The sequence below is a fragment of the Cerasibacillus sp. JNUCC 74 genome (assembly GCF_053667775.1).
Map to the genome: position 1 here is coordinate 773,368 of NZ_CM132207.1, position 20,800 is coordinate 794,167.

At 34.8% G+C, this 20,800-nt stretch carries 17 protein-coding genes and 1 riboswitch; all 17 genes read left to right on the plus strand.

Annotation, left to right across the window (positions count from 1 at the left end; all coding sequences use genetic code 11):
* Nucleotides 1-17 precede the first annotated feature (17 nt).
* The 17 genes from JNUCC74_RS03555 to rhaA all read left to right on the plus strand — a co-directional run bounded on the left by JNUCC74_RS03555 (nucleotide 18) and on the right by rhaA (nucleotide 20,785).
* Entirely contained in the window at nucleotides 18-305 is a 288-nt protein-coding gene (locus tag JNUCC74_RS03555; protein WP_454066929.1) for a phosphopantetheine-binding protein, read from the plus strand.
* 7 nt (nucleotides 306-312) lie between these two features.
* On the plus strand, nucleotides 313-831 hold the full coding sequence (locus tag JNUCC74_RS03560; protein WP_454067823.1) for a 3-hydroxyacyl-ACP dehydratase FabZ: 519 nt from the start codon (nucleotides 313-315) through the stop codon (nucleotides 829-831).
* An 18-nt stretch (nucleotides 832-849) separates the two neighbouring features.
* A complete protein-coding gene (locus tag JNUCC74_RS03565; RefSeq protein WP_454066930.1) occupies nucleotides 850-4,074 on the plus strand; it encodes an N-acetyltransferase family protein in 3,225 nt (1,074 codons plus the stop codon).
* Nucleotides 4,071-5,387 carry a DUF6365 family protein gene (locus JNUCC74_RS03570; RefSeq protein WP_454066931.1) on the plus strand — a complete coding sequence of 439 codons (1,317 nt, stop codon included), beginning with the start codon at nucleotides 4,071-4,073 and terminating at the stop codon, nucleotides 5,385-5,387. The genes JNUCC74_RS03565 and JNUCC74_RS03570 overlap by 4 nt, the downstream gene beginning before the upstream one ends.
* 22 nt (nucleotides 5,388-5,409) lie before the next feature.
* Complete coding sequence (locus JNUCC74_RS03575; protein WP_454066932.1) at nucleotides 5,410-6,522, plus strand: aminomethyltransferase family protein; 1,113 nt, start codon at nucleotides 5,410-5,412, stop codon at nucleotides 6,520-6,522.
* Between the two features lie 17 nt (nucleotides 6,523-6,539).
* On the plus strand, nucleotides 6,540-8,990 hold the full coding sequence (locus tag JNUCC74_RS03580; RefSeq protein WP_454066933.1) for a beta-ketoacyl-[acyl-carrier-protein] synthase family protein: 2,451 nt from the start codon (nucleotides 6,540-6,542) through the stop codon (nucleotides 8,988-8,990).
* 38 nt (nucleotides 8,991-9,028) lie between these two features.
* On the plus strand, nucleotides 9,029-9,412 hold the full coding sequence (acpS, locus tag JNUCC74_RS03585) for a holo-ACP synthase (RefSeq protein ID WP_454066934.1): 384 nt from the start codon (nucleotides 9,029-9,031) through the stop codon (nucleotides 9,410-9,412).
* A gap of 130 nt (nucleotides 9,413-9,542) precedes the next feature.
* Entirely contained in the window at nucleotides 9,543-10,679 is a 1,137-nt protein-coding gene (locus tag JNUCC74_RS03590) for a glycosyltransferase WbsX family protein (RefSeq protein WP_454066935.1), read from the plus strand.
* 138 nt (nucleotides 10,680-10,817) lie between these two features.
* The gene (gene rfbA, locus JNUCC74_RS03595; protein ID WP_454066936.1) at nucleotides 10,818-11,696 is read left to right on the plus strand and encodes a glucose-1-phosphate thymidylyltransferase RfbA; all 879 of its coding nucleotides are present in this window, start codon (nucleotides 10,818-10,820) and stop codon (nucleotides 11,694-11,696) included.
* Between the two features lie 17 nt (nucleotides 11,697-11,713).
* Nucleotides 11,714-12,274 carry a dTDP-4-dehydrorhamnose 3,5-epimerase gene (gene rfbC / locus JNUCC74_RS03600; protein ID WP_454066937.1) on the plus strand — a complete coding sequence of 187 codons (561 nt, stop codon included), beginning with the start codon at nucleotides 11,714-11,716 and terminating at the stop codon, nucleotides 12,272-12,274.
* 4 nt (nucleotides 12,275-12,278) lie between these two features.
* On the plus strand, nucleotides 12,279-13,133 hold the full coding sequence (gene rfbD / locus JNUCC74_RS03605; RefSeq protein ID WP_454066938.1) for a dTDP-4-dehydrorhamnose reductase: 855 nt from the start codon (nucleotides 12,279-12,281) through the stop codon (nucleotides 13,131-13,133).
* A 2-nt stretch (nucleotides 13,134-13,135) separates the two neighbouring features.
* Nucleotides 13,136-14,152: a dTDP-glucose 4,6-dehydratase gene (rfbB, locus tag JNUCC74_RS03610; RefSeq protein WP_454066939.1), complete on the plus strand. Its 1,017-nt coding sequence runs from the start codon at nucleotides 13,136-13,138 to the stop codon at nucleotides 14,150-14,152.
* Nucleotides 14,153-14,445: 293 nt separating this feature from the next.
* Nucleotides 14,446-14,546, plus strand: a riboswitch (TPP riboswitch).
* Between the two features lie 164 nt (nucleotides 14,547-14,710).
* Complete coding sequence (gene thiT / locus JNUCC74_RS03615; RefSeq protein ID WP_077319470.1) at nucleotides 14,711-15,307, plus strand: energy-coupled thiamine transporter ThiT; 597 nt, start codon at nucleotides 14,711-14,713, stop codon at nucleotides 15,305-15,307.
* Nucleotides 15,308-16,291: 984 nt separating this feature from the next.
* The gene (gene rhaM / locus JNUCC74_RS03620) at nucleotides 16,292-16,606 is read left to right on the plus strand and encodes an L-rhamnose mutarotase (RefSeq protein WP_454066940.1); all 315 of its coding nucleotides are present in this window, start codon (nucleotides 16,292-16,294) and stop codon (nucleotides 16,604-16,606) included.
* A 28-nt stretch (nucleotides 16,607-16,634) separates the two neighbouring features.
* The gene (locus JNUCC74_RS03625) at nucleotides 16,635-17,951 is read left to right on the plus strand and encodes an MFS transporter (RefSeq protein WP_454066941.1); all 1,317 of its coding nucleotides are present in this window, start codon (nucleotides 16,635-16,637) and stop codon (nucleotides 17,949-17,951) included.
* 162 nt (nucleotides 17,952-18,113) lie between these two features.
* Nucleotides 18,114-19,529, plus strand: coding sequence for a rhamnulokinase (gene rhaB / locus JNUCC74_RS03630; RefSeq protein WP_454066942.1), 1,416 nt, complete (start codon nucleotides 18,114-18,116; stop codon nucleotides 19,527-19,529).
* Nucleotides 19,529-20,785, plus strand: a complete 1,257-nt coding sequence (gene rhaA, locus JNUCC74_RS03635) for an L-rhamnose isomerase (protein WP_454066943.1) — start codon at nucleotides 19,529-19,531, stop codon at nucleotides 20,783-20,785. The genes rhaB and rhaA overlap by 1 nt, the downstream gene beginning before the upstream one ends.
* The last annotated feature ends 15 nt before the right edge of the window (nucleotides 20,786-20,800 follow it).

Genomic DNA, 20,800 nt, shown 5'->3' on the forward strand with positions numbered 1-20,800 from the left:
GGAGGTAGTCAGAAAGTATGTACACTTATGAAGAAGTAAAAAAGATGGCAGATGAAAGAAGAAAGTTAACAGACCGTATTAAAGAAATTATTGTTGATCGATTAGATTTAGAAATTGATCCGAATTTAATTACCGATGATCAACCTATTTTTGGCCGCGGGCTAGGCCTAGATTCCATTGATGCTTTAGAGCTATTTGTTGTAATTGAAGATGAATTTGGAGTTACTATTTATGATGATAATATTGAAGTTTTTAGTTCTATAAACAAGTTAGCTGACTATATCGTAGAGAATATGGAGGACTGAATTGGCAGTGAAGACAATATTGAATGCAAATGAAATTAGAAAAATTTTACCCCACCGCTGGCCTTTTCTATTTCTAGATAAAATCGTTGAGCTTAAACCAGGGCAAACTGGTGTAGGTATTAAAAATGTAACGGTTAGTGAACCTTTTTTTAAAGGGCATTTCCCCCAGGAATCGATTATGCCAGGCGTTCTCATTGTAGAAGCATTGGCACAACTAACAGCTGTTATTTATTGTACAGGTGCTTTAGAAGCCATGAAGAATTCACATAAAGAGGTAGCGGCTACAGCGGAAGTTGTGAACGATATTTCTATGGATATAGATATTTCTTCACGCGTGGGATACCTGGTCGCTATCAAGGATATGAAATTTTTAAAACCAGTAGTACCAGGTGATCAAATTAAGCTTAAGGCACATATTGGTAAGAGTTATGGCATTCTCTCTAAAGTTAAAGTATCTGCTTATGTTGATCATGATTGTATTACTCAAGGAACACTTACTGTTTCTCAGAGGCTAGAAGAGCAATAATGATTGGAGTAAATAATCATGGAGTCAAGTAAAATTAATATTCGTAAATGTAAAAAAGAAGATGCTGAGCAAATTGCCTCTCTATATAACAAATTTGGTTATGGTCCTATTACATCCGGTTATCCTTTAAAGGATAAAGATATAGTAAGGTTTTTTGACGAATTCGATATTATTCTGTACCTATGTTTGGAATATGAAAACAAGATAATTGCAACTATGCTGTTTTCAAAATTCTGTGGTCAAAAGGCAGCAGAAGAAGACGCTGTGTGGGGAAGTAATTTTTTAATTAGTCCTCAATTTCGAAATGGACCATTACCGGGTAGGTTTTTTTCAGAATCTATTAAACAACTATCAGAGCTTGGCTATAAATATATTAATGTGGATGTTGATCCAACGAATTCTTCTGCTTTACCTTTATATAAACGAGTCGGTTTTATAAGGAATAGCAACGCTTATATTGATTATGACGGCTATTTGGAACTTAGGTGTTATTTGCCATATCTAGTTAATTACTTGAAGCAAGGTTACAATGTTGAACATTTAGATAATTCATTAGTAGAAAGTGGTTGGAGAACTTTGCTAAGTGCAAAGGATTTTCGGTCTATTCAACAAGATACCTTTAATTTAAATGGCATGGAAACTATTTTATATAAAATGAAGTTTGGAAATGGCATGATTTCTTGTTGGATTGATATATTAACCGAAAAAGTGGCTATGTTAAAAGACCCTCGTTTTCAATTTTGTAGTTATATTGTTGAAGGGCAACAACTTAATATTGGACAAGAAATTACGATTGAGTTTGAGTATAAAAATCGTTTGAGTGAGCAGGTTCTTGTTGATTTTAAAAGCGAATTTTGTGGTCAGCCGTTGATCTATAATAGTGGAAAAAGTCACTTTTTATTACAATCAGGTGAATCGGTAACTTGGAAAGAGACATTAGTGATAAAGGAATGGATGAAAGGAAAAGGTGAATTAGTAACGTCTCTTCGTTATGGTGATTGTACCTTTGATTTTCATTATGGAATAAAAATTACATCACCTATTGAAATTTCTTTACCTAAACATGTATCTCTAGTAGAGAATAGTAGTGCTAATATTATGCTAAAATTCAAAAACAATACGTTTCAACCAATAAAAGGAAGGATTTCTGTTGAAACAACGAATCCGTTAATTTTGCTGGTTAATGATTTATCGGTTACTGATGTTAATATTAATGCTCAGGAGGAAATCTTCCTTCCAGTTAAAGTAATCAGCCAGAACGCTGGAATCAGCAAATTACAAACAACAATTACATCTGATTCTAGAGAAACGCAGTCTATAGATTTTATTATACCTGTAATTAAGCAACTTGAAACAGTTAGATATGAGCAATGGGGATATATGTATTTAGAAAACCAACGCATTTTGCTAAAAGTAAACGCCTCCAATGGTGGTCTGACTATTATTGAACGTACGACAGGTAAGCAACTCGTTGAGGAAGCGTGGCCTGACCTGGGCTATCCATTTAAAAGTACAGTAAAGCGGATGGTAAAACGGAAATTACATACTATTGCTCCCAATACTAAAATAGATACATGGGTTATTCTGGAAGAACAAAATGGATGTATTGTTTTAATTAGAAAGATTGTTTTAAGCAGTGAAGGTGTGGTTAAGATTGAAGACTATGTAATTAGTGACCAATCTGTACTTAGGATAAATCCATGGTGTGGATTGCGTGATGCGGTCATTAGTATTCCATTTAAGTCAGGAATTGTAACTGATACACAAGTTTATGAGGATTTTCCTTATTTAATACATGACTTTGAATATGCAAGAGATCTTGAACTACCTAGTAATCCGGATGCTTATTCCATGGAATGGAGCGCTTTTGAAAATAATGAATTAACCGTAGGAATGATTTGGCAAGGAAACGTAAAAGAGGTTTTATATGGTCTGCGATGGATGCCTGCTCTTATATTTCAAACCAAGGATTCTCTAGATGACGATTATGATTACATGATTGATCAATCTGAGGACGAATCGATCCCAAAGAATGAATTATATAATCTAGTACAACAACTCTCATCTAAAAAAGCAAACGCTATCCACTATTTTTCAATAGGCTATGGCGGTGCTAAGGAAGTAGAACGTAACTGGAAGTCATTCGTTGGTAATACCAGACCACGTGAAAATGTTCATGGAAAAGTTCGATTTATCATGAAAAAAAACAATATTGTAATGAAAGATGAGCGAATTTCGTTAAAAGGAAAAGTTCAAACCGAGTTGTTAAATGAGTTTTCAGGATTATTAGAATTGAAAATACCTTCTTTAGATATAGAAGTAGAACAATTTGTAAATAGTCTTAGTTCGGTTAACCCTTTTTCATGGCAGTTTGATATAGGTGGTTATGATGGTCCTGGTGTCGTAGATGGGACTATTTCATTCAAAAATGAATACAAAGGGTTATATATAAAAGAACATGTTTGTCTTATTTTCCAAAAAGATAGTAACCCAGTAGTAATAGAGAAAAACATGAAAAAATTAAAAGAGATTTACAAAGTCAGCAATAGTATTTTTGAATTTGAAGTGGCACCTGAGTTTCAGGGAGCTATAATCAGATTAAACTATTTATCTAAAAATCTTTTGAAATCTAACTTTCCAAATTATAAAAATTGGGGGCAAAACACATCAACTCCTATAGGAATACACTCCCAAACATTGTTACAGGAAATCAGCTTAAATAAGGGACCATTATTTGAGGAATCGGCTCTTGAAACATTCGTACCTGAAGTAATAGATCAATCTGAAGGTTGGAGTGGAATTCGACTAAGAGGAACAGGTTATGAATTTTCCTATTTGATAATGACGGGCATCCCTGTGTTGCGTTTAGATGTGTCCCTAAATAAACGTACCGAAATAGTCAATTGGATTCTTCATTCCTTTTGGAATAAATTCGGAGAGGCACGCTCCGCTTATTTTTGGAATTCAGAAGGGCAGCAATACGTGAAAGAAGCTGGAATTAGGAGGAGAATCTATACAAGTGTATCACAGGTCTTACTTGAGCTTGGAAATCGTTATTATGTTACGTGTTGGGTTGATGAAGAAGAAGCAGAAATTTTAATTTATGAATGGCCGGATAAAGGTTTTCAAATATCGGTGGTACAGCCTACAGAAAATAGCGATAAAATTACCATTTATTTTGCATTTAGTCGATCATTAGAAGAAGCAATGGCGTACATTCATAAGGAGAAGAGGATTAGATGAAGGTTTTATTCATAGCACCGAGCCAATTTAGTATTGGGGAATTGCATAATGCGATTTATTTATCACGTCAATTAAAAGTACATGGTATTGAAAGTCACTTTTTAACAAGCCAAAATTATATAGACTATGCCTTACGTTCAGGGGTTAATGCCACCCCCCTTAAGAAGACTACTTTACAGACAAAATCAATCAAGGAAACAGTGGGTGAATTTCAACCAGATTTAACTGTAATTGCAGATTATCATATCCTTGATTTAGAGTCTCCTTTAATTGATTTAGATTATGTATTGGAACTTGGAGTCCCAGTAGCAACGATTGACTCTTTATGTTTTGGGAATCAATCACGGGTGCTAAGAAATCGACTATTTGATCAAGTACAGAGTAAGCGATCTAGATTTGGGAATAAACCAAAGGTAAATTTACGGGAAATACCTGAATCTGTAAAGGTCATTCGGACATGCCCAATTAATAACCCAAGTATAAGTACGAATAGGATACAACCTGTTACCCTATATAAAGAATCATTTACAATTGCATGGGAAAAAAGAGAAATGATGAGAAGTCGTTTTGGCTGTGAGAAGCCAGAAGATAAATTGGTTATGGTATCAAAAGCAGCTTGGGCCAATTTATTAGTTAAAATGAGACTAATGGAATCAAAGTTATATATGAATCCAACCTATGGTTATGAATATTTTGTTCAGGAATTAATTAAGCAATACCTAGGGGTAAAGGAATTTCCCTCTAAGGTTATTGTTGTTGGAATTGCTCCTAAGAACAGTTTTGTTAATCAAGACACTGACTCTAAGGTTCATTTTGTTACCATGCCTTTTATGCATTTAGATGAATATGAGGATTTGTTATTTTCTTGTGACTTATTTATTACAGATAATATTACATCTTGCTCCATGGCAAAAGCAATTTTTGGGTTTGTTCCTGTTCTGAGTCTTGTTAATACGAAAGTAACAACAGGGAAAGATGGTCTCCCATTAATTCCTGATAATTTGAAAAACAAAACACAGTTAAATGAAATCTTAAAAAGATGGTTAAAAGTCATGCCAGGGGGGATTTACCCATTTCTTACTTTTCCAAATGGATGGGTGGAAGAGTTACAATCTTTACTAACAGAGAACCCGTTGATAGACGTTATTGAAACTTCGGAAATTTTTGATATTAATGAAACTGGTTCGAAAATTCATCAATTACTATATAGTGAACATTCTAGGTCGGATGTTTACGATAGGCAAAAGAAGTATATTGAAGTAATCATTCAAGCTCCTGATGCACTTGAAATGGTTAAGTTTGCTTTAAAATAAATTGAAAGAGAGGCTTATTATTATGGATACGATTAATACAAATCTTACAATTTTAACTGACAGTCTAAAAGAAAATGCAGTTTTACAAAACAAAGGTGGATATGGTGTAATCAGTTCTTATACTAATGTAGCAGATGAATATTCTTCTCTTCGTAACGAAGTAGGAATTATTGATTTTTCTGCTGTAGGAAAATTAAGGATCACAGGTGATGAACATGTGGAATTCTTTAATAGCTTAATTTCTTTTGACATTGAATTTTTAGATGTTGAAAAAACAGCATTTAGCCTTATGTTGGATAATAAAGGAAATGTAATCGACTTAATTACAATTTATAAACATGATGACTATATATTAGTTGAAACATCCGTTTCAAAGCGAGCTCGTGTTTTAGAATATTTAAATGCTTATAAAACCGATGAAATTGAGATTGTAGATGAAAGTGATTCTTTAGCTGTAATTGCTTTTGAAGGTCCATATGCTTGGAAATTAGGGCAGAACTTAATAGATTTTGATATTTCATCATTACCATTTCAATCGTTTGTTGAGACAAAATGGAATGGAAAAGACATACTTTTTTCTAGAACAGGTGTAACTGGCGAATATGGATACAGAGTATTTATTTCGGTAAATGAAGCTGTTAATCTTTGGAACTATTTGGTTAAGCAAAAAGATGAAGATTACAGTGTAACACCAGTAGGTATGGATGCTTTAAACATTACAATGCTTGAGGTTCGCCAGCCTAATATTGAGTTTGAAGCAAAAGGATTGTCCGTTTTTGAGTCTTGCTTTGAATGGTTAATTAGCTTTGATAAAGAAGAGTTTGTAGCGATGGATGTCATTAATGAACAAATTGAACAGGGAGTTAAACGCAGGTTAGTTGGCTTTAAATTCAATTCGGCTGACGAATTAGTGCCAAGTGATTCAATTATGGTAGAGGATGAAAAAGTAGGAGAAGTTCTTCAGGTTGAATATAGCTTTGTTTTAGAGCAAAACTTAGGTTTAGCTATAATTAAGAATGAGTTTGCGGTATCGGGATTAACCATTGAGGGAAGTGGCGCTAATGGAAGAGTTCAAATTCAAACTGCATCTTCTCCTTATATTACACCGAAATCTTGGGCAATTAAAATCGTTTAAGAAATGAGGAGATTTTGATGCAATTTAACAAATATCAAATTGTAGTCACCGGGGTAGGGATTATTAGCGCAAATGGAAAAAGTATACCTGAATTTTGGAAAAATGTAGTTGATGGTAATAGTGGAATTAAGCCGATCAAATCCATCGATGTATCTGATCTTTATACGGATTTTGGTGGCGAAGTAGAGGACTATGATGCGGAGAAGTATTTCACAGAGGAAGAGTTAATTCAAATGGACCGTGGTGGCCAATTTGCTGTTCTTGCTGCCCGTGAAGCGGTAAAATATGCAAAACTAGATCCTACATTACTAGATCCTTATCGAATTGGATTAGTTCTTGGTACATCCTTAGGTGGAATTTTAAGTGGTGAACATTTTCATAAGCAGTGGATTACAGAAGGAATTGACCATACAGATGCAGCTTTAATCTATAAATACCCAATTCATGTACCAGCTGATAACGTAGCAAATGATTTAGGTATTCGGGGACCAAGAAGTGTTATATCTAATGCATGTGCTGCTGGTACAAATTCAATTGGTTATGCAGTGGATATTATCCGTTCTGGAAAAGCGGACATTATACTTGCTGGAGGCGTCGATCCCCTAACAAAACTTTCTTTAAGTGGTTTTAATAGTCTTCAAGCTTTATGTCCAGAGGAAAGTTCACCATATAGTGAAAGTCACGGTGTCAATATTGGTGAAGGTGCTGCTTTCTTAATCATTGAAAGGTATGAGCATGCCCGTAAACGAGGAGCAGAAATCTTAGCAGAAATTCTGGATTATGTAATGTCTGCAGACTGTTATCATCAGACTGCACCAGATCCAGCGGGTTCTGGCGCCCTGCGTTCTATGACAAATGTACTAAAACAATCCAATGTAAAAGTGGAGGAAATTTCTTATATTAATGGACACGGAACCGGTACACCAGCGAATGATTCGTCTGAGCCTAAGGCTTTGCGTTCCTTGTTGAAAGATTATTCACCTCCTATTTCTTCCACTAAATCGATGATTGGTCATATGCTTGGAGCAGCTGGTTCAGCAGAAGCTGTGACAAGTATATTAGCTATCAAAGAAGGTATTATTCCACCAACAGTAAATTTTAAGGAAGAACAAGCTAAGTTTGATATGGATTTTGTGCCAAATAAATCTCGTAAAGGGAACTTAGATATTGTTCTCTCTAACTCATTTGCTTTTGGTGGGAACAATGCAACGATACTGTTCGGAAAGTATAAAGAGCAAGAAAAAACCTCACTTTCTTATGCTAGGAAACGGATAGTAGTTACCGGAATTGGGGCTTTAGCTGGTAATGCGCAAAATGTTGAAGATGTTTATAAGTTATTAGGGAACGGGGAAAGCGGTCTATCCACCATTGATGCATTTGATTTTAGTATATACGGATATAATAAAGCAGGCGTCATTCCTGAAATAAAATATAATAAATTTGCAAATCCAAGATTACTACGCAAAATGGATCAAATAAGTAAACAGGCAGTAGTGACAACGAATATGGCTATGAAAGATGCCAATTTAAAAGTTAACCGAGAAAACACTGAGAAAGTAGGGTTAATTTTTGCAACAGGTACCGGTCCAATAGAAACGGTAGAATCATTTAATCGTGTAGTAATTAAAGAGGGAGCAAAAAAGGCTAATGCTCGGCTCTTCCCGAACACGGTTATGAATGCTGCTGCTGGACATATTGGTCTCAATTTTAAGTTAAAAGGGCCAACGACGACTATTTGTGCAGGCGGTATTTCTGCTGTGAATGCACTATTTTATGCAAATTGCCTACTTCAACAGGAAATATGTGATAAAGTCATTGTTGTTTCTTCGGATGAATTTAATGAACCAATGTTAGCTGGAATGTCGAGAGTTCCAGGTTATCTTTCAACTGAAGATCCTAAACCCTTTGATATACTGCGTAATGGTAATGCTATTGGTGCAGCCAGTGTTGCATTTGTTGTGGAAAGCGTTGAGTCTGCAAAGGAACGGAATGCTGATATAATAGCAGAATTAAAAGGATTTGGGTTGACTTCTGACAATGTTCAAATTGGTGGAGTACATCCTAAAGGGGTAGCTTGGAGCAAATCGTTTGAACAAGCAATTGAGGATGCAAGAATTTCGGCAGATGATATCGATTATATTGCTGCCGCAGCAAGTGGACATAAGACTTTTGATTATGCAGAGGCAAAAGCAATATCAAGAGTTTTTGGCAATAAAGTGCCTGTAAGTGCACCTAAATCTGTGTTTGGTGAAACGCACGGCTCAGCTGGAGCTATTGGGGTGTTAAGCACTATTTTAGCTTTAAGAGGTGTTATACCATCGATTCAAAACTTAACAGAGTGTGACCCAAGGATAGATTTAGATTTAGTCACAGGAGAAAATAGAAATCATTTTGTAGAAAATGCAATTGTAAGTTCGTTTGCTTATGGTGGAAATTATAATTCTATAATTGTTGGCAAGTACAATTAAGGCTACCTTATGAAAACAAGCATGGGGGTACTTCATAAATGATTTTGGGTATAGGGATGGATCTTGTAGAGGTCCAAAGACTTAAATTAGCATATAATCGAACAGGTATAGGATTTGTAAAAAGAATAATTAAAGATAAGGAATTGAAGCATTTTTATAATTTTGAATCTGAAAAAAGAAAACTAGAATGGTTAGCTGGGAGGTTAGCAGCTAAAGAGGCAGTTTCAAAAGCAATTGGTACAGGAATTGGTAAAACAATTAGCTTTCATGATATTGAAGTACACCAAAGCATGTTGGGAAAACCCGAATTAAAGTTAAATGAAAAGGTAACATCACTGTATTCTTCCAATGTAAGATTTTGTTTAACCATAACACATACGGAGAATGTTGCGAGTGCTTTTGTTATTATTGAAGATTATTAAAGTATTCAAGTGCAAATTGTTTAAAAATAGTGTGCCTAATTTAGGCCGTGTGGATTTAGGCTACACGGTCATTTTTTATAGATAACATCAAGAAACCGTATGTAAAGAGAAGAAGTAGAAGGAAAGGATGATGGGTATGAAAATTCTATCTTTTTATTTACCGCAGTTTCACCAAATTCCAGAAAATGATGAATGGTGGGGAGAGGGATTTACAGAATGGACGAACACAAAAAAAGCACAACCGCTTTTTGATGAACATGATCAACCAAAAGAACCCATGAATGATTATTACTATAATTTATTACACCCCAAAGCCCGTAAATGGCAGATTAACCTCGCAAAAGAGTATGGAATATATGGCTTTTGTTATTATCACTATTGGTTTAAAGGAAAAAAACTTTTAGAGAAACCTTTAGAAGCAATGCTAGAGTCAAAAGATCATGACTTTCCGTTTTGTATTGCTTGGGCAAATGAGCCATGGACAAGATCTTGGGATGGAAATAATGATCAGGTATTAATAGCTCAAGAATACGGAGATAAAGAAGATTGGGAAAATCATTTTGAATATCTAATAAAACTATTTTTAGATTCTCGTTATATAAAAATAGATGAGAAGCCAGTATTTTTAATATATAGACCTGCAAATATTGATTGTTGCGATGAGATGTTGAAATTATGGGACCGTTTAGCTAAGGGAAGGGGACTAAAAGGTATCTATTTTGTGCAAATGTTAACATCTTTTAATAACAATATAGAATCGGATAAGTTTGGAGCCAAAATGGAATTTGAGCCATTATATACACTTAAACAAGTGCTTCGTTTAAAACAAAAACCTTTGGCAATGAAGAGTGAAATCGGTGAAAAGGAACCCAAGCCAAAAGTTAACAAACTTGATTACGATATCGTTTGGAATAAGATTAGAAAAAGGAAACTTTTAAATAAAGCGGATGATTGCATTACATTTCCAGGAGCTTTTGTAGATTGGGATAACACTGCTAGAAAAGGAAGAAATGGACTCGTTTTAACCGGAGGAAGCCCTGATAAGTTTAAAAAGTACTTGTCCAGTCAAATAAAAAAAGCTAAAAGCAATAATGCGGAATTTCTGTTTGTTAATGCATGGAATGAATGGGCTGAAGGAGCCTATTTAGAGCCTGATAAACGATACGCTTACAGATCGAATGTCAGTTCTTATCTTGCATGTAAGATACTCACAATACTTCCGCTTCAAGATTATAGAGAATACGAAGAAGTAATAAGCAGAAGGTAATAACCCCTAAATGCCTAATTGGCTCGGGTTGACATTTCGTGGAAAGACCCTACGGAATAAAAATTTCACATGATGCAAATAGTTTGTTATTTAGAAGTTGCGTGCTTGTGAATGGAAATAAGTAAAGGAGATGTTTTTATGAAAGGTATTATATTAGCTGGCGGAAGTGGAACCAGGTTATACCCATTAACAATGGTTACTAGTAAACAATTGCTGCCTATTTATGATAAACCTATGATTTATTATCCATTATCTACGTTAATGTTGGCAGGCATTAAAGATATCCTTATTATCTCAACACCAGAAGATACACCACGGTTTAAGTCTCTATTTGGTGACGGGGCGCAATTTGGAATTAGCCTAGATTATAAAGTGCAACCAAGTCCAGACGGTTTAGCACAAGCGTTTATCATTGGTGAGGAGTTTATTGGCAATGATGCTGTAGCTCTGGTATTAGGCGATAATATCTACTATGGCAATGGCTTAAGAACAGTATTAAATCGTGCAGCTAGTAAAGAAAAAGGGGCAACTGTTTTTGGTTATCACGTTCCTGATCCAGAACGATTTGGCGTTGTGGAATTTGATGACGATGGGAAAGTGTTAAGTATTGATGAAAAACCTGATGTTCCAAAATCAAATTATGCCATAACGGGCTTGTATTTTTATGATAATCGTGTTGTAGATATAGCAAAAAATGTAAAAACTTCTCGGCGTGGAGAATTAGAAATCACCTCGATTAATGAAGCATACTTAGAATTAGGTGAATTAGAAGTTGAACTATTAGGTCGTGGTTATACTTGGTTAGATACTGGGACACATGAGAGTCTTGTTTCAGCAACAAATTTTGTAAAAACGGTGGAAGATCACCAAGGAATTAAGATATCTGCACTTGAAGAAATTGCTTATGTAAACGGTTGGATTTCCAAACATAAGCTTTTAGAGTTTGGAGAGCTATTTTCCAAAACGGGATATGGGGAGTATCTACTAAAAGTAGCAAATGGCGAAATCAAATACTAAAAAACGGGAGTGATGATATGAAAGTAATGGAAACAAATCTACCTGGAGTAAAAGTAATTCAACCAAAAGTATTCGTTGATCATCGTGGTTGGTTTATGGAAATATACAGCCAAGTGAAATTTAAAGAAGCAGGATTTGACTTCAATTTTGTCCAAGTTAATCAATCATTCTCTACAACGAAAGGTACTCTGAGAGGGTTACACTACCAAACTAATCCTAAAGCTCAAACAAAGCTCGTGCGTTGCACACGTGGTGAGATATTTGACGTAGTGGTTGATATCAGAAAAGGAAGTCCTACTCATGGACAATGGTATGGAGTAGAATTAACGGCGGAGAATAAAAAACAGTTATTAGTACCAAAAGGCTTTGCACATGGGTTTATGACTTTAACAGAAAATACAGAAGTACAATATAAAGTCGATGAAATGTATTCTCCTGAATGTGATAGCGTAATTGCTTGGAATGACCCAAGTATAGGAGTAAAGTGGCCAATGGATATTAAACCTGTATTGTCTGAGAAAGACGAAAACGCACCACAACTAGAAGAAGCAAATAATGACTTTATTTTTGAGGAGTAGTTGTATGAGGATACTAGTTACTGGATACAATGGGCAACTTGGATATGGTGTCGTGAAGCAAGGGTTACAAGCTGGGCTTTCCATGTATGGAGTAGGTCGACAAGAATTAGACATAACGAACCAGCAAGATGTGACGTATTACATAAAGCATCTAAAACCGGATGCTATTATTCATTGTGCTGCATATACGGAAGTAGATAAAGCAGAGGATGATCAAAAAGTTTGCTGGGATGTAAATGTTAATGGGACAAAATATTTAGCAAAGAAAGCAAAATCAGTACAAGCCAAATTTATGTATATTAGTACGGATTATGTTTTTGATGGAACAGGTGAAGCACCCTATATTGAATCAGATGAAACAAATCCTTTAGGATACTATGGTTTAACGAAACTAGAAGGTGAAAAGGTTGTTAACCAATTAATTGATCAGTCATTCATTGTACGAGTTTCATGGTTGTTTGGTATAAACGGAAACAACTTTATTAAAACCATGTTACGACTAGCTGACACGGAAGATGAATTAAATGTGGTAGGTGATCAGTACGGTTCACCAACCTACACCTATGATTTAGCTACATTATTAATTGATATGATTAAAAGCGAAAAATATGGAACATACCATGCAACAAACGAAGGGTTTTGTAACTGGGCAGAGTTTGCAAAAGAAATTTTTAAGCAAACTAAAAAAGATGTACAAGTAAATACAATTACAACAGAAGAGTTTCCTACTCGAGCAATTAGACCGAAAAATTCACGATTGTCTAAAGCTAAATTAATCGAAAATGGTTTTACTACCCTACCAACTTGGCAAGAAGCTTTAGCCTATTACCTGAATGAATTAAATCAAGGGGTGAAATAAAAATGATAACGAAGAAAGTGCTAGTGACTGGTGGTGCTGGATTTATAGGTGGTAACTTCGTGCAATTTATGGTAGACAAGTATCCCTATTACGATATTTATAATTTAGATAAATTAACCTATGCTGGGGACTTAACGAAACATCAACAAATAGAATCACAAGCTAATTATCATTTTATTAAAGCAGATATTACAAATAGAGAAACCATTTCCCAATTATTTGCAAAAGAAAAATTTGATTATGTCGTGCACTTTGCTGCGGAGAGTCATGTTGATCGTTCGATAACGGATCCAGAAATTTTCATATGCACAAATGTATTAGGCACCCAAATCCTTCTAGATGCTGCAAAGGCTGTAGATGTTTCGAAGTTTGTCCATGTCTCTACAGATGAAGTATATGGGGAGTTAGATTTTGATTCAACAAAATTTTTCACAGAGGAAACATCTCTTCAGCCGAATAGTCCATACAGCGCAAGTAAAGCAGCCGCTGATCTATTAGTCCGTTCCTATCATGAAACCTATGAACTATCAATGAATATCACACGCTGTTCCAACAATTATGGACCATATCATTTCCCAGAGAAGTTGGTTCCTTTAACCATTTCGAAAGTACTTAACGATGAAAATGTTCCACTGTATGGCGATGGAAAAAATATTCGTGACTGGTTACATGTCCATGATCATTGCGCAGCCATTGACCTTGTATTACATCAGGGTGCCAATGGGGAGGTTTATAATATAGGTGGTCATAATGAACGAACTAATTTAGAAGTTGTTAGAACGATTATAAAAACTTTAGGTAAATCAGAAGAATTAATTGAGTTTGTAAAAGATCGCCTAGGTCATGATAAACGGTATGCAATTGATCCTTCTAAACTAGAAAAGTTAGGTTGGAAACCTACTTTTACTTTTGACACCGGAATTGTTCATACAGTTCAATGGTACATCGATAATCAGCAGTGGTGGAAACAAATTATAAGTGGGGAGTATCAAAATTATTTTGAGAAACACTACACATGATTGATTAAAGATTTGGTTGCACTAGTTTGTTTTTTTTATCACTGGTCTCTAAAGTAATGTTTCCAGGGTTTTTATGTTTTTTAAAACTAGGATTAGCTATTTGTGTTTATGCACGTTTGATAGTAGATAGCTACAAGTCGAGATTACTTATAAATACCAAGACTTAATCGTTGGCATTAATTTCTGAATTATCTCTTCTTTTATCTACAAAAATAATTAATAACCTTAATAAAAAAACCTAAAACACTGTTCAGAAAGAAGTTTATCTATTATAATGAAAATAAAATATATTTAGAAACCACAAGGGGAGCTTTTTGCTGAGAGTGAACAACTCTGTTCTGACCCTTTGAACCTGTTAGTTAGTACTAGCGTAGGGATGTGGAAAACGACGATGATGTTTATCCTATAGGTACAGTCTACTTTTATTTTTAATACGTAAAAGTAAGTTGCTTTTGCCATACCATCATGGGATAAATAAAATCTTTCACACATACAACACTTAACGTGTATCGCTACGCTCTCCTTGAGGTTTCATATCATGAAAGGGGAGTATTTTTGATGCAAAATTTACGACTATTGGTGATGATTGAGGTAGCTTTTTTTGCAGCATTTGCATTTATTTTAGACATATTGCCTTCTATTAAGATATCACCAGCAATTTCCATTTCTTTTGCAATGGTGCCAATTTTTATTCTAGCATTTCGCAGAGGGGTAGTAGCCGGGCTGTTATCCGGTTTCTTATGGGGACTTTTACAAGTAGTATTTGGAGATGCGGTCTATGTAACACCAGTTCAGTTTATGATAGAATATTTTATTGCGTTTGCTTTTGTTGGATTTGGCGGGCTTTTTTACACTGTTATTCAAAAGTCCTTTCAAAATGGGCATAAAAAAGCGGCATTGGCATGGATTGTATTAGCAACTTTGGTAGGCAGTCTCGCTCGCTACTTTTGGCATTTTATAGCTGGTGTTGTTTTTTGGGGAAAGTATGCACCAGATGGTATGTCCCCAGTTATTTATTCCTTAGTAGCAAACGGAACGACCATGTTAGGTGCTTTTGTTTTATGTTCTGTTATACTGGTTGCTGTTTTAGCCAGTGCTCCCAGAATCATTATGGAGAATAGCAGTTCTAGGAATAAATCGGAAAAAGTTTCCTAAATGAAAATACTACTGTTGATAAGCTAAACAGTAAAAGCGAATAATGCGCTAAAATTGTAAAAAATGAATGATAAGAAACAAACTTAACCTTGATTGACTCCTAGTCTCTCAAGGTTTTTAATTTTATTGTATATTAACTATTTATATTGTTGGATGACAGTTGAAAATACCAAAAGTACAATAATAAATTTTAGATGACAGAAGGAAATTATAGGAACAGTTCGATGCTATATCCGTTTCGCATGGTGAAACTTTTTATGAAAGTAGTTCGCTGTTTAGCTAAAGCGATCAAACTACCGTGCTCATCTTCCTACGATAAGCTAACATCGGTTGGAATCTAATGGAAAACCGACTAAAAGTGGGCTTGCCGCTCACAGGCGTCAACGCCCCTCTGTTTTAGAAGCATGTTTTCTTTATCCCGAATGTAAGAATCCGTATGTTTTCTCATTTCAAAGATTTGCTTATAATTTTTGAGTACTGATGAGAAAAACGGCTCCTAAATCCCCGAGTTGTTCGAGTCGACAGGACAGAGATCCTACGTAGCGATACACCGCGATTTTTCAAGGAAAGAGAAAGCCTCTTGAATAAGCACCATGATTTTTCAAAGACAGGGAAAACTCTTTAAATGAAGTTCACTTTATCTCGTCAGGTCTTCAGTTTGTACGCCGTTATCCGAGCGTTTTTAGCTTTTGTTTTCCTTCACGAAACGTTGTCGTGTGGATATTATTCGTTATGTCGAATGTGAGAAATTATTTTTATATGCAATGGATATACATAACCAAATAAAAAGGTGGTAATTCTTGCCCCTCGTTAAAAACCAAAAACAATAAAATCAAACATAAAAACAAATAAACAAATATAAATAAAACTAATACATGTTGACTTTTTGTTTGTTTAGCATTATGATTAACATGTAAGTAAAATGTAATCGTTCTCATGAGGCGTTTATTTTTTTAAAAAAATATCAAAAAAGGATGATGTTGAATGATTAGAAAAGCTTTTGTCATGACAGTTTATCCTGATAAGCACGAGGAATATATGAAGCGTCATCAAGAAATTTGGCCGGAAATGATCCATGAACTTCGGAAACATGGCGCTACAAATTATTCGATTTTTTTAGAGAAAGAAACGAATAAATTATTTGGTTATGTAGAAATTCAAGATGAGAAATTATGGACCAATATGGCAAAAACAAAAATAAATCAAAAATGGTGGGAATTTATGGCACCAATTATGAAAACGAATTCAGATGATAGTCCAGTAACTGTTCATTTAGAAGAAGTATTCCATATGGATTAGACCCATTTTTATTTAGGAGGAAAGGCTAATGAGTAAAAGAAGGTTCGCAGCAAAGGAAGTAACAGGCTGGAAAGCTACCATTGCAATTTCCATGGCAAACTATATAGAAGCAGGTTCTATCATTGCTGCTGCTAGTAGTTTAACAATGTGGCAAGCCTATCTTCATATAGATAGTATTGGTGTTGGCTTATTAAGTGCATTAAGTGCGAATGCTTTAGGTGCAGCTTTAGGTGCGTTGATTGGTGGTCCTTTAACTGATAAATATGGAAGAAGACTAATTTTTAGCTATGATTTATTAGTCTATATGATTGGTGTTCTCTTAATTGCAGTTTCCGTAAATTTTCCAATGTTACTTCTCGGAACAATTATTACCGGAATTGCGGTAGGTGCTGGTGTTCCGGTTTCTTGGACATATATAGCTGAAGAATCACCAGAAAATAAGCGGGCTGCGCATGTTGGAACAGCTCAATTAGCATGGTCAATTGGTCCAATGATTACGTTTGCTTTAGCAGTAATATTAGCACCACTAGGATTATTAGGATCGAGAATTATTTTTTTACATCTATTTATAATTGCTGGAATTTCTTTATATATCAGGCGTGGACTACCTGAGTCAAAAATTTGGGAAGAACAGCAAGCTAAGGAGAAGAATGAGAGAGATAAAGGTATTAAGCGGAAAAGTTCTTTTAAAGAATTAATTTCTCTCAAGCCAAATAGACAAGCATTGTTTTTATTATTAGGTATTTACTTATTTTGGAATTTAACCGCTGGTGCAATGGGCTACTTTATGCCTTATATTTATGAAAATGTAGGTGGATTAAGTAACCTACAAGCTAATTTACTTCAAGCATTCTTATGGATGTTTACCGTAATTACTACCTACCTTATTTTTATGAAGTTAGGAGATAAATATAGTCGCAAATTAGTATTTGGTATTGGTGCTTTTATGGGAATTCTTGCATGGATAATCCTTACCTTTATGCCAATGACATGGCCAACCTTAATTTCATTTGTTGTCTTATGGGGATCTGCTGCTGGAATTGGGGCTCAAGCATTTTACGCATTATGGACAAGTGAATTATTTCCTACTAGATACCGTGCCACTGCCCAGGGGTATATGTATTTTATTGTTCGTACAGGTATTGCCTTATGGTCGTTTATATTACCAACAATTATGGCAACTCTTGGATTTAAAGTTGCAGGTATCGTAATGATTACGTTTCTTGTAATTCATATGGTAATTGGCATTATACTTGCGCCAAATACGAGAGGAAAATCATTACGTCAAATAGAGGAAGAACGTTATGGGAACTTAACAACATCAGAAGAACACTATACGGTGTAAAAATTCTTAGTGAAACAAAACAAAATAAAAAACATAAATATTTATTTGTGTTAATTTTTGTTTATTAATATTTGAATATCATTTATTATAGTTAAATAACGTTGAATTCGTATAGCGACTACTATAATCTGTTGTATTCTTGCAAAATTGGAAGGTGAGATCATGCATTCTTGCAGTTTGGCGGTAGATATAGGTGCATCAAGTGGCAGAGTAATTGCCGGATTTTTACAAGATAAGAAAATTATTTTAGATGAAGTTTATCGGTTTGAGAATAGATTAATTCAAAAGAATGGATATTTTTGCTGGGATATAGAGAAGCTGTTTGCAGAAGTAAAAAAAGGAATTCACCTGACTAAAAAGAAAGGCTTAATACCAGTAAGTATTGGTGTCGATACATGGGCGGTTGATTTTGTTTTATTAGATGAAAATGACCACCTGCTAACGGATGCTGTTTCTTATCGTGACCCAAGAACAGACGGCATGATGGATGAGGTATTTTCAATAATTAGTAAAGAGCTTTTATATTTAGAGACTGGAATACAGTTTCAAAAATTTAATTCTATTTATCAGCTATATTATGTAAAGAAAAAATATCCAGAGCTATTAGAAAAAGCAAAAACGTTCTTAATGATTCCCGATTACTTCCATTATTTATTAACTGGAGTAAAAGTAAATGAATATACTAATGCAACTACAACACAGTTGATTAATGCTTTTACTAAGAAATGGGATAGAGATTTATTGAAAAAATTAGACATAAATGATCAAATGTTTCAACAGATTTTGCTCCCAAAGGAATCTATCGGTTGCTTAAGACCACAATTAGTTGAAGAATTTGGTTTTGATATGGAGGTAATACTTCCGGCTACACATGATACTGCATCAGCTGTACTTGCTGTTCCGGAAACGGATGAAACAATCTTTATTAGTTCAGGAACATGGTCACTGATGGGCGTTGAAAACCGCTTTCCAATATGTATTACAAAAGCCTTAGACTATAATTTTACGAATGAAGGTGGGTTTGATTATCGCTATCGTTTTTTAAAAAACATCATGGGGCTTTGGATGATACAAGAGGTGAAACGAAATTATAAAGATCAATATAGTTTCGCTGATTTTTCTGACATGGCAGCAAAAGAAAAGGATTTTTATGCCATTGTTGATGTAGATGATGACCGATTTTTAAAACCAAATAATATGATTAGGGAAATCCAATTGTATTGTAAGGAAACAGGGCAATCCGAACCAACAACACCGGGACAAGTTGCGAAGTGTGTATTTGATAGTTTAGCAATCAGTTATAAAAATACGATTGAACAGATTGAAGAAATTTACGAAAAGAATTTTAATCAAATAAATATTATTGGCGGAGGTTCTAAAAATAATCTTTTAAATCAATTAATTTCAGACATAACGGAAAAGGAAGTAATTGCAGGTCCGTCAGAGGCAACAGCAATTGGAAATATAATATCTCAACTAATTGCTTTAGAGCAAATTGAGGATATTCATGAAGCCCGAAACATCATAAAGAATTCCTTTGTATTAAAAACGTTTAGAAAGAGAGGCGGAGGAAAATAATGTCTACATTTGAAAACTATCAACTTGCAAAAGCACAGTATGAAAAATTAGGAATAGATGTTGAAGAAGCGCTAAATCATTTAAAACAAGTACCGATCTCTATTCATTGCTGGCAAGGGGATGACATTTCCGGGTTTGAGATAAACCAGCAAGAACTATCAGGGGGAATAGACGTAACCGGTAATTATCCAGGGAAAGCAAGGACGCCTGAAGAACTAAGGAGTGATTTGGAAAAGGCGCTTTCCTTAATACCGGGAAAGCATCGAGTTAACTTACATGCCATTTATGCTGAGACAAATGGTCAAGTTGTTGAAAGAGATAAATTGGAACCAAAACATTTTAAAAAATGGGTGGAGTGGGCAAAAAGACACGGCCTGGGATTGGATTTTAACCCAACTTTATTTTCACATCCAAAGGCTGCAGATGGCTTAACACTATCTCATCCTAATAAAGAGATACGAGAATTCTGGATTCGTCACGTTATTGCTTGCCGTAAAATTGGTGAGTATTTCGGAAGAGAATTAGGTACTCCTGCACTAACAAATATTTGGATTCCTGATGGTTATAAAGATATCCCAAGTGATCGTTTAACACCAAGGAGAAGATTAAAAGAATCATTAGACAAGATTTTTTCTGTTCAAATAGATGAAAAATATAATGTTGATGCTGTAGAGAGCAAATTATTTGGAATTGGGTCAGAAGCATATGTCGTAGGATCACATGAATTCTATTTAGGTTATGCCTTGAAAAATAACAAATTATGCTTATTAGATACGGGACATTTTCATCCAACAGAAGTGGTTTCTAATAAAATCTCTGCAATGCTCTTATTTAGTGATCAATTAGCTTTACACGTTTCAAGGCCCGTACGTTGGGATAGTGACCATGTGATTATTTTAGATGATGAATTGCGTGAAATTGGTTTAGAAATTGTCCGTAATGACGCGTTAAATAAAGTAAGGATTGGACTCGATTTCTTTGATGCCAGTATTAATCGTGTGGCAGCTTGGACAATAGGAACGAGAAATATGATTAAATCATTATTATATGCCTTACTTACCCCAAATCATTATTTAAGAGATTTACAAGAAAAGGGTAATTTCACAGAAAGGTTAGCCTTGATGGAAGAGCTTAAAACATATCCTTTTGGTGCAATTTGGGATTATTATTGTGAAGAAATGAAAGTTCCTACAGGTATGGCATGGTTTGATGAAGTTAACAAATATGAAGCAGCTGTCCTTTCAAAAAGAGACTAACTTTAAATATATATT

Bases quoted from the DNA above. Each gene is read 5' to 3' on its own strand.
- JNUCC74_RS03555 (WP_454066929.1), top strand. From the start codon at position 18: ATGTACACTTATGAAGAAGTAAAAAAGATGGCAGATGAAAGAAGAAAG.
- JNUCC74_RS03565 (WP_454066930.1), top strand. From the start codon at position 850: ATGGAGTCAAGTAAAATTAATATTCGTAAATGTAAAAAAGAAGATGCT.
- JNUCC74_RS03570 (WP_454066931.1), top strand. From the start codon at position 4,071: ATGAAGGTTTTATTCATAGCACCGAGCCAATTTAGTATTGGGGAATTG.
- JNUCC74_RS03575 (WP_454066932.1), top strand. From the start codon at position 5,410: ATGGATACGATTAATACAAATCTTACAATTTTAACTGACAGTCTAAAA.
- JNUCC74_RS03580 (WP_454066933.1), top strand. From the start codon at position 6,540: ATGCAATTTAACAAATATCAAATTGTAGTCACCGGGGTAGGGATTATT.
- acpS (WP_454066934.1), top strand. From the start codon at position 9,029: ATGATTTTGGGTATAGGGATGGATCTTGTAGAGGTCCAAAGACTTAAA.
- JNUCC74_RS03590 (WP_454066935.1), top strand. From the start codon at position 9,543: ATGGGTATGAAAATTCTATCTTTTTATTTACCGCAGTTTCACCAAATT.
- rfbA (WP_454066936.1), top strand. From the start codon at position 10,818: ATGAAAGGTATTATATTAGCTGGCGGAAGTGGAACCAGGTTATACCCA.
- rfbC (WP_454066937.1), top strand. From the start codon at position 11,714: ATGAAAGTAATGGAAACAAATCTACCTGGAGTAAAAGTAATTCAACCA.
- rfbD (WP_454066938.1), top strand. From the start codon at position 12,279: ATGAGGATACTAGTTACTGGATACAATGGGCAACTTGGATATGGTGTC.
- rfbB (WP_454066939.1), top strand. From the start codon at position 13,136: ATGATAACGAAGAAAGTGCTAGTGACTGGTGGTGCTGGATTTATAGGT.
- thiT (WP_077319470.1), top strand. From the start codon at position 14,711: ATGCAAAATTTACGACTATTGGTGATGATTGAGGTAGCTTTTTTTGCA.
- rhaM (WP_454066940.1), top strand. From the start codon at position 16,292: ATGATTAGAAAAGCTTTTGTCATGACAGTTTATCCTGATAAGCACGAG.
- JNUCC74_RS03625 (WP_454066941.1), top strand. From the start codon at position 16,635: ATGAGTAAAAGAAGGTTCGCAGCAAAGGAAGTAACAGGCTGGAAAGCT.
- rhaB (WP_454066942.1), top strand. From the start codon at position 18,114: ATGCATTCTTGCAGTTTGGCGGTAGATATAGGTGCATCAAGTGGCAGA.
- rhaA (WP_454066943.1), top strand. From the start codon at position 19,529: ATGTCTACATTTGAAAACTATCAACTTGCAAAAGCACAGTATGAAAAA.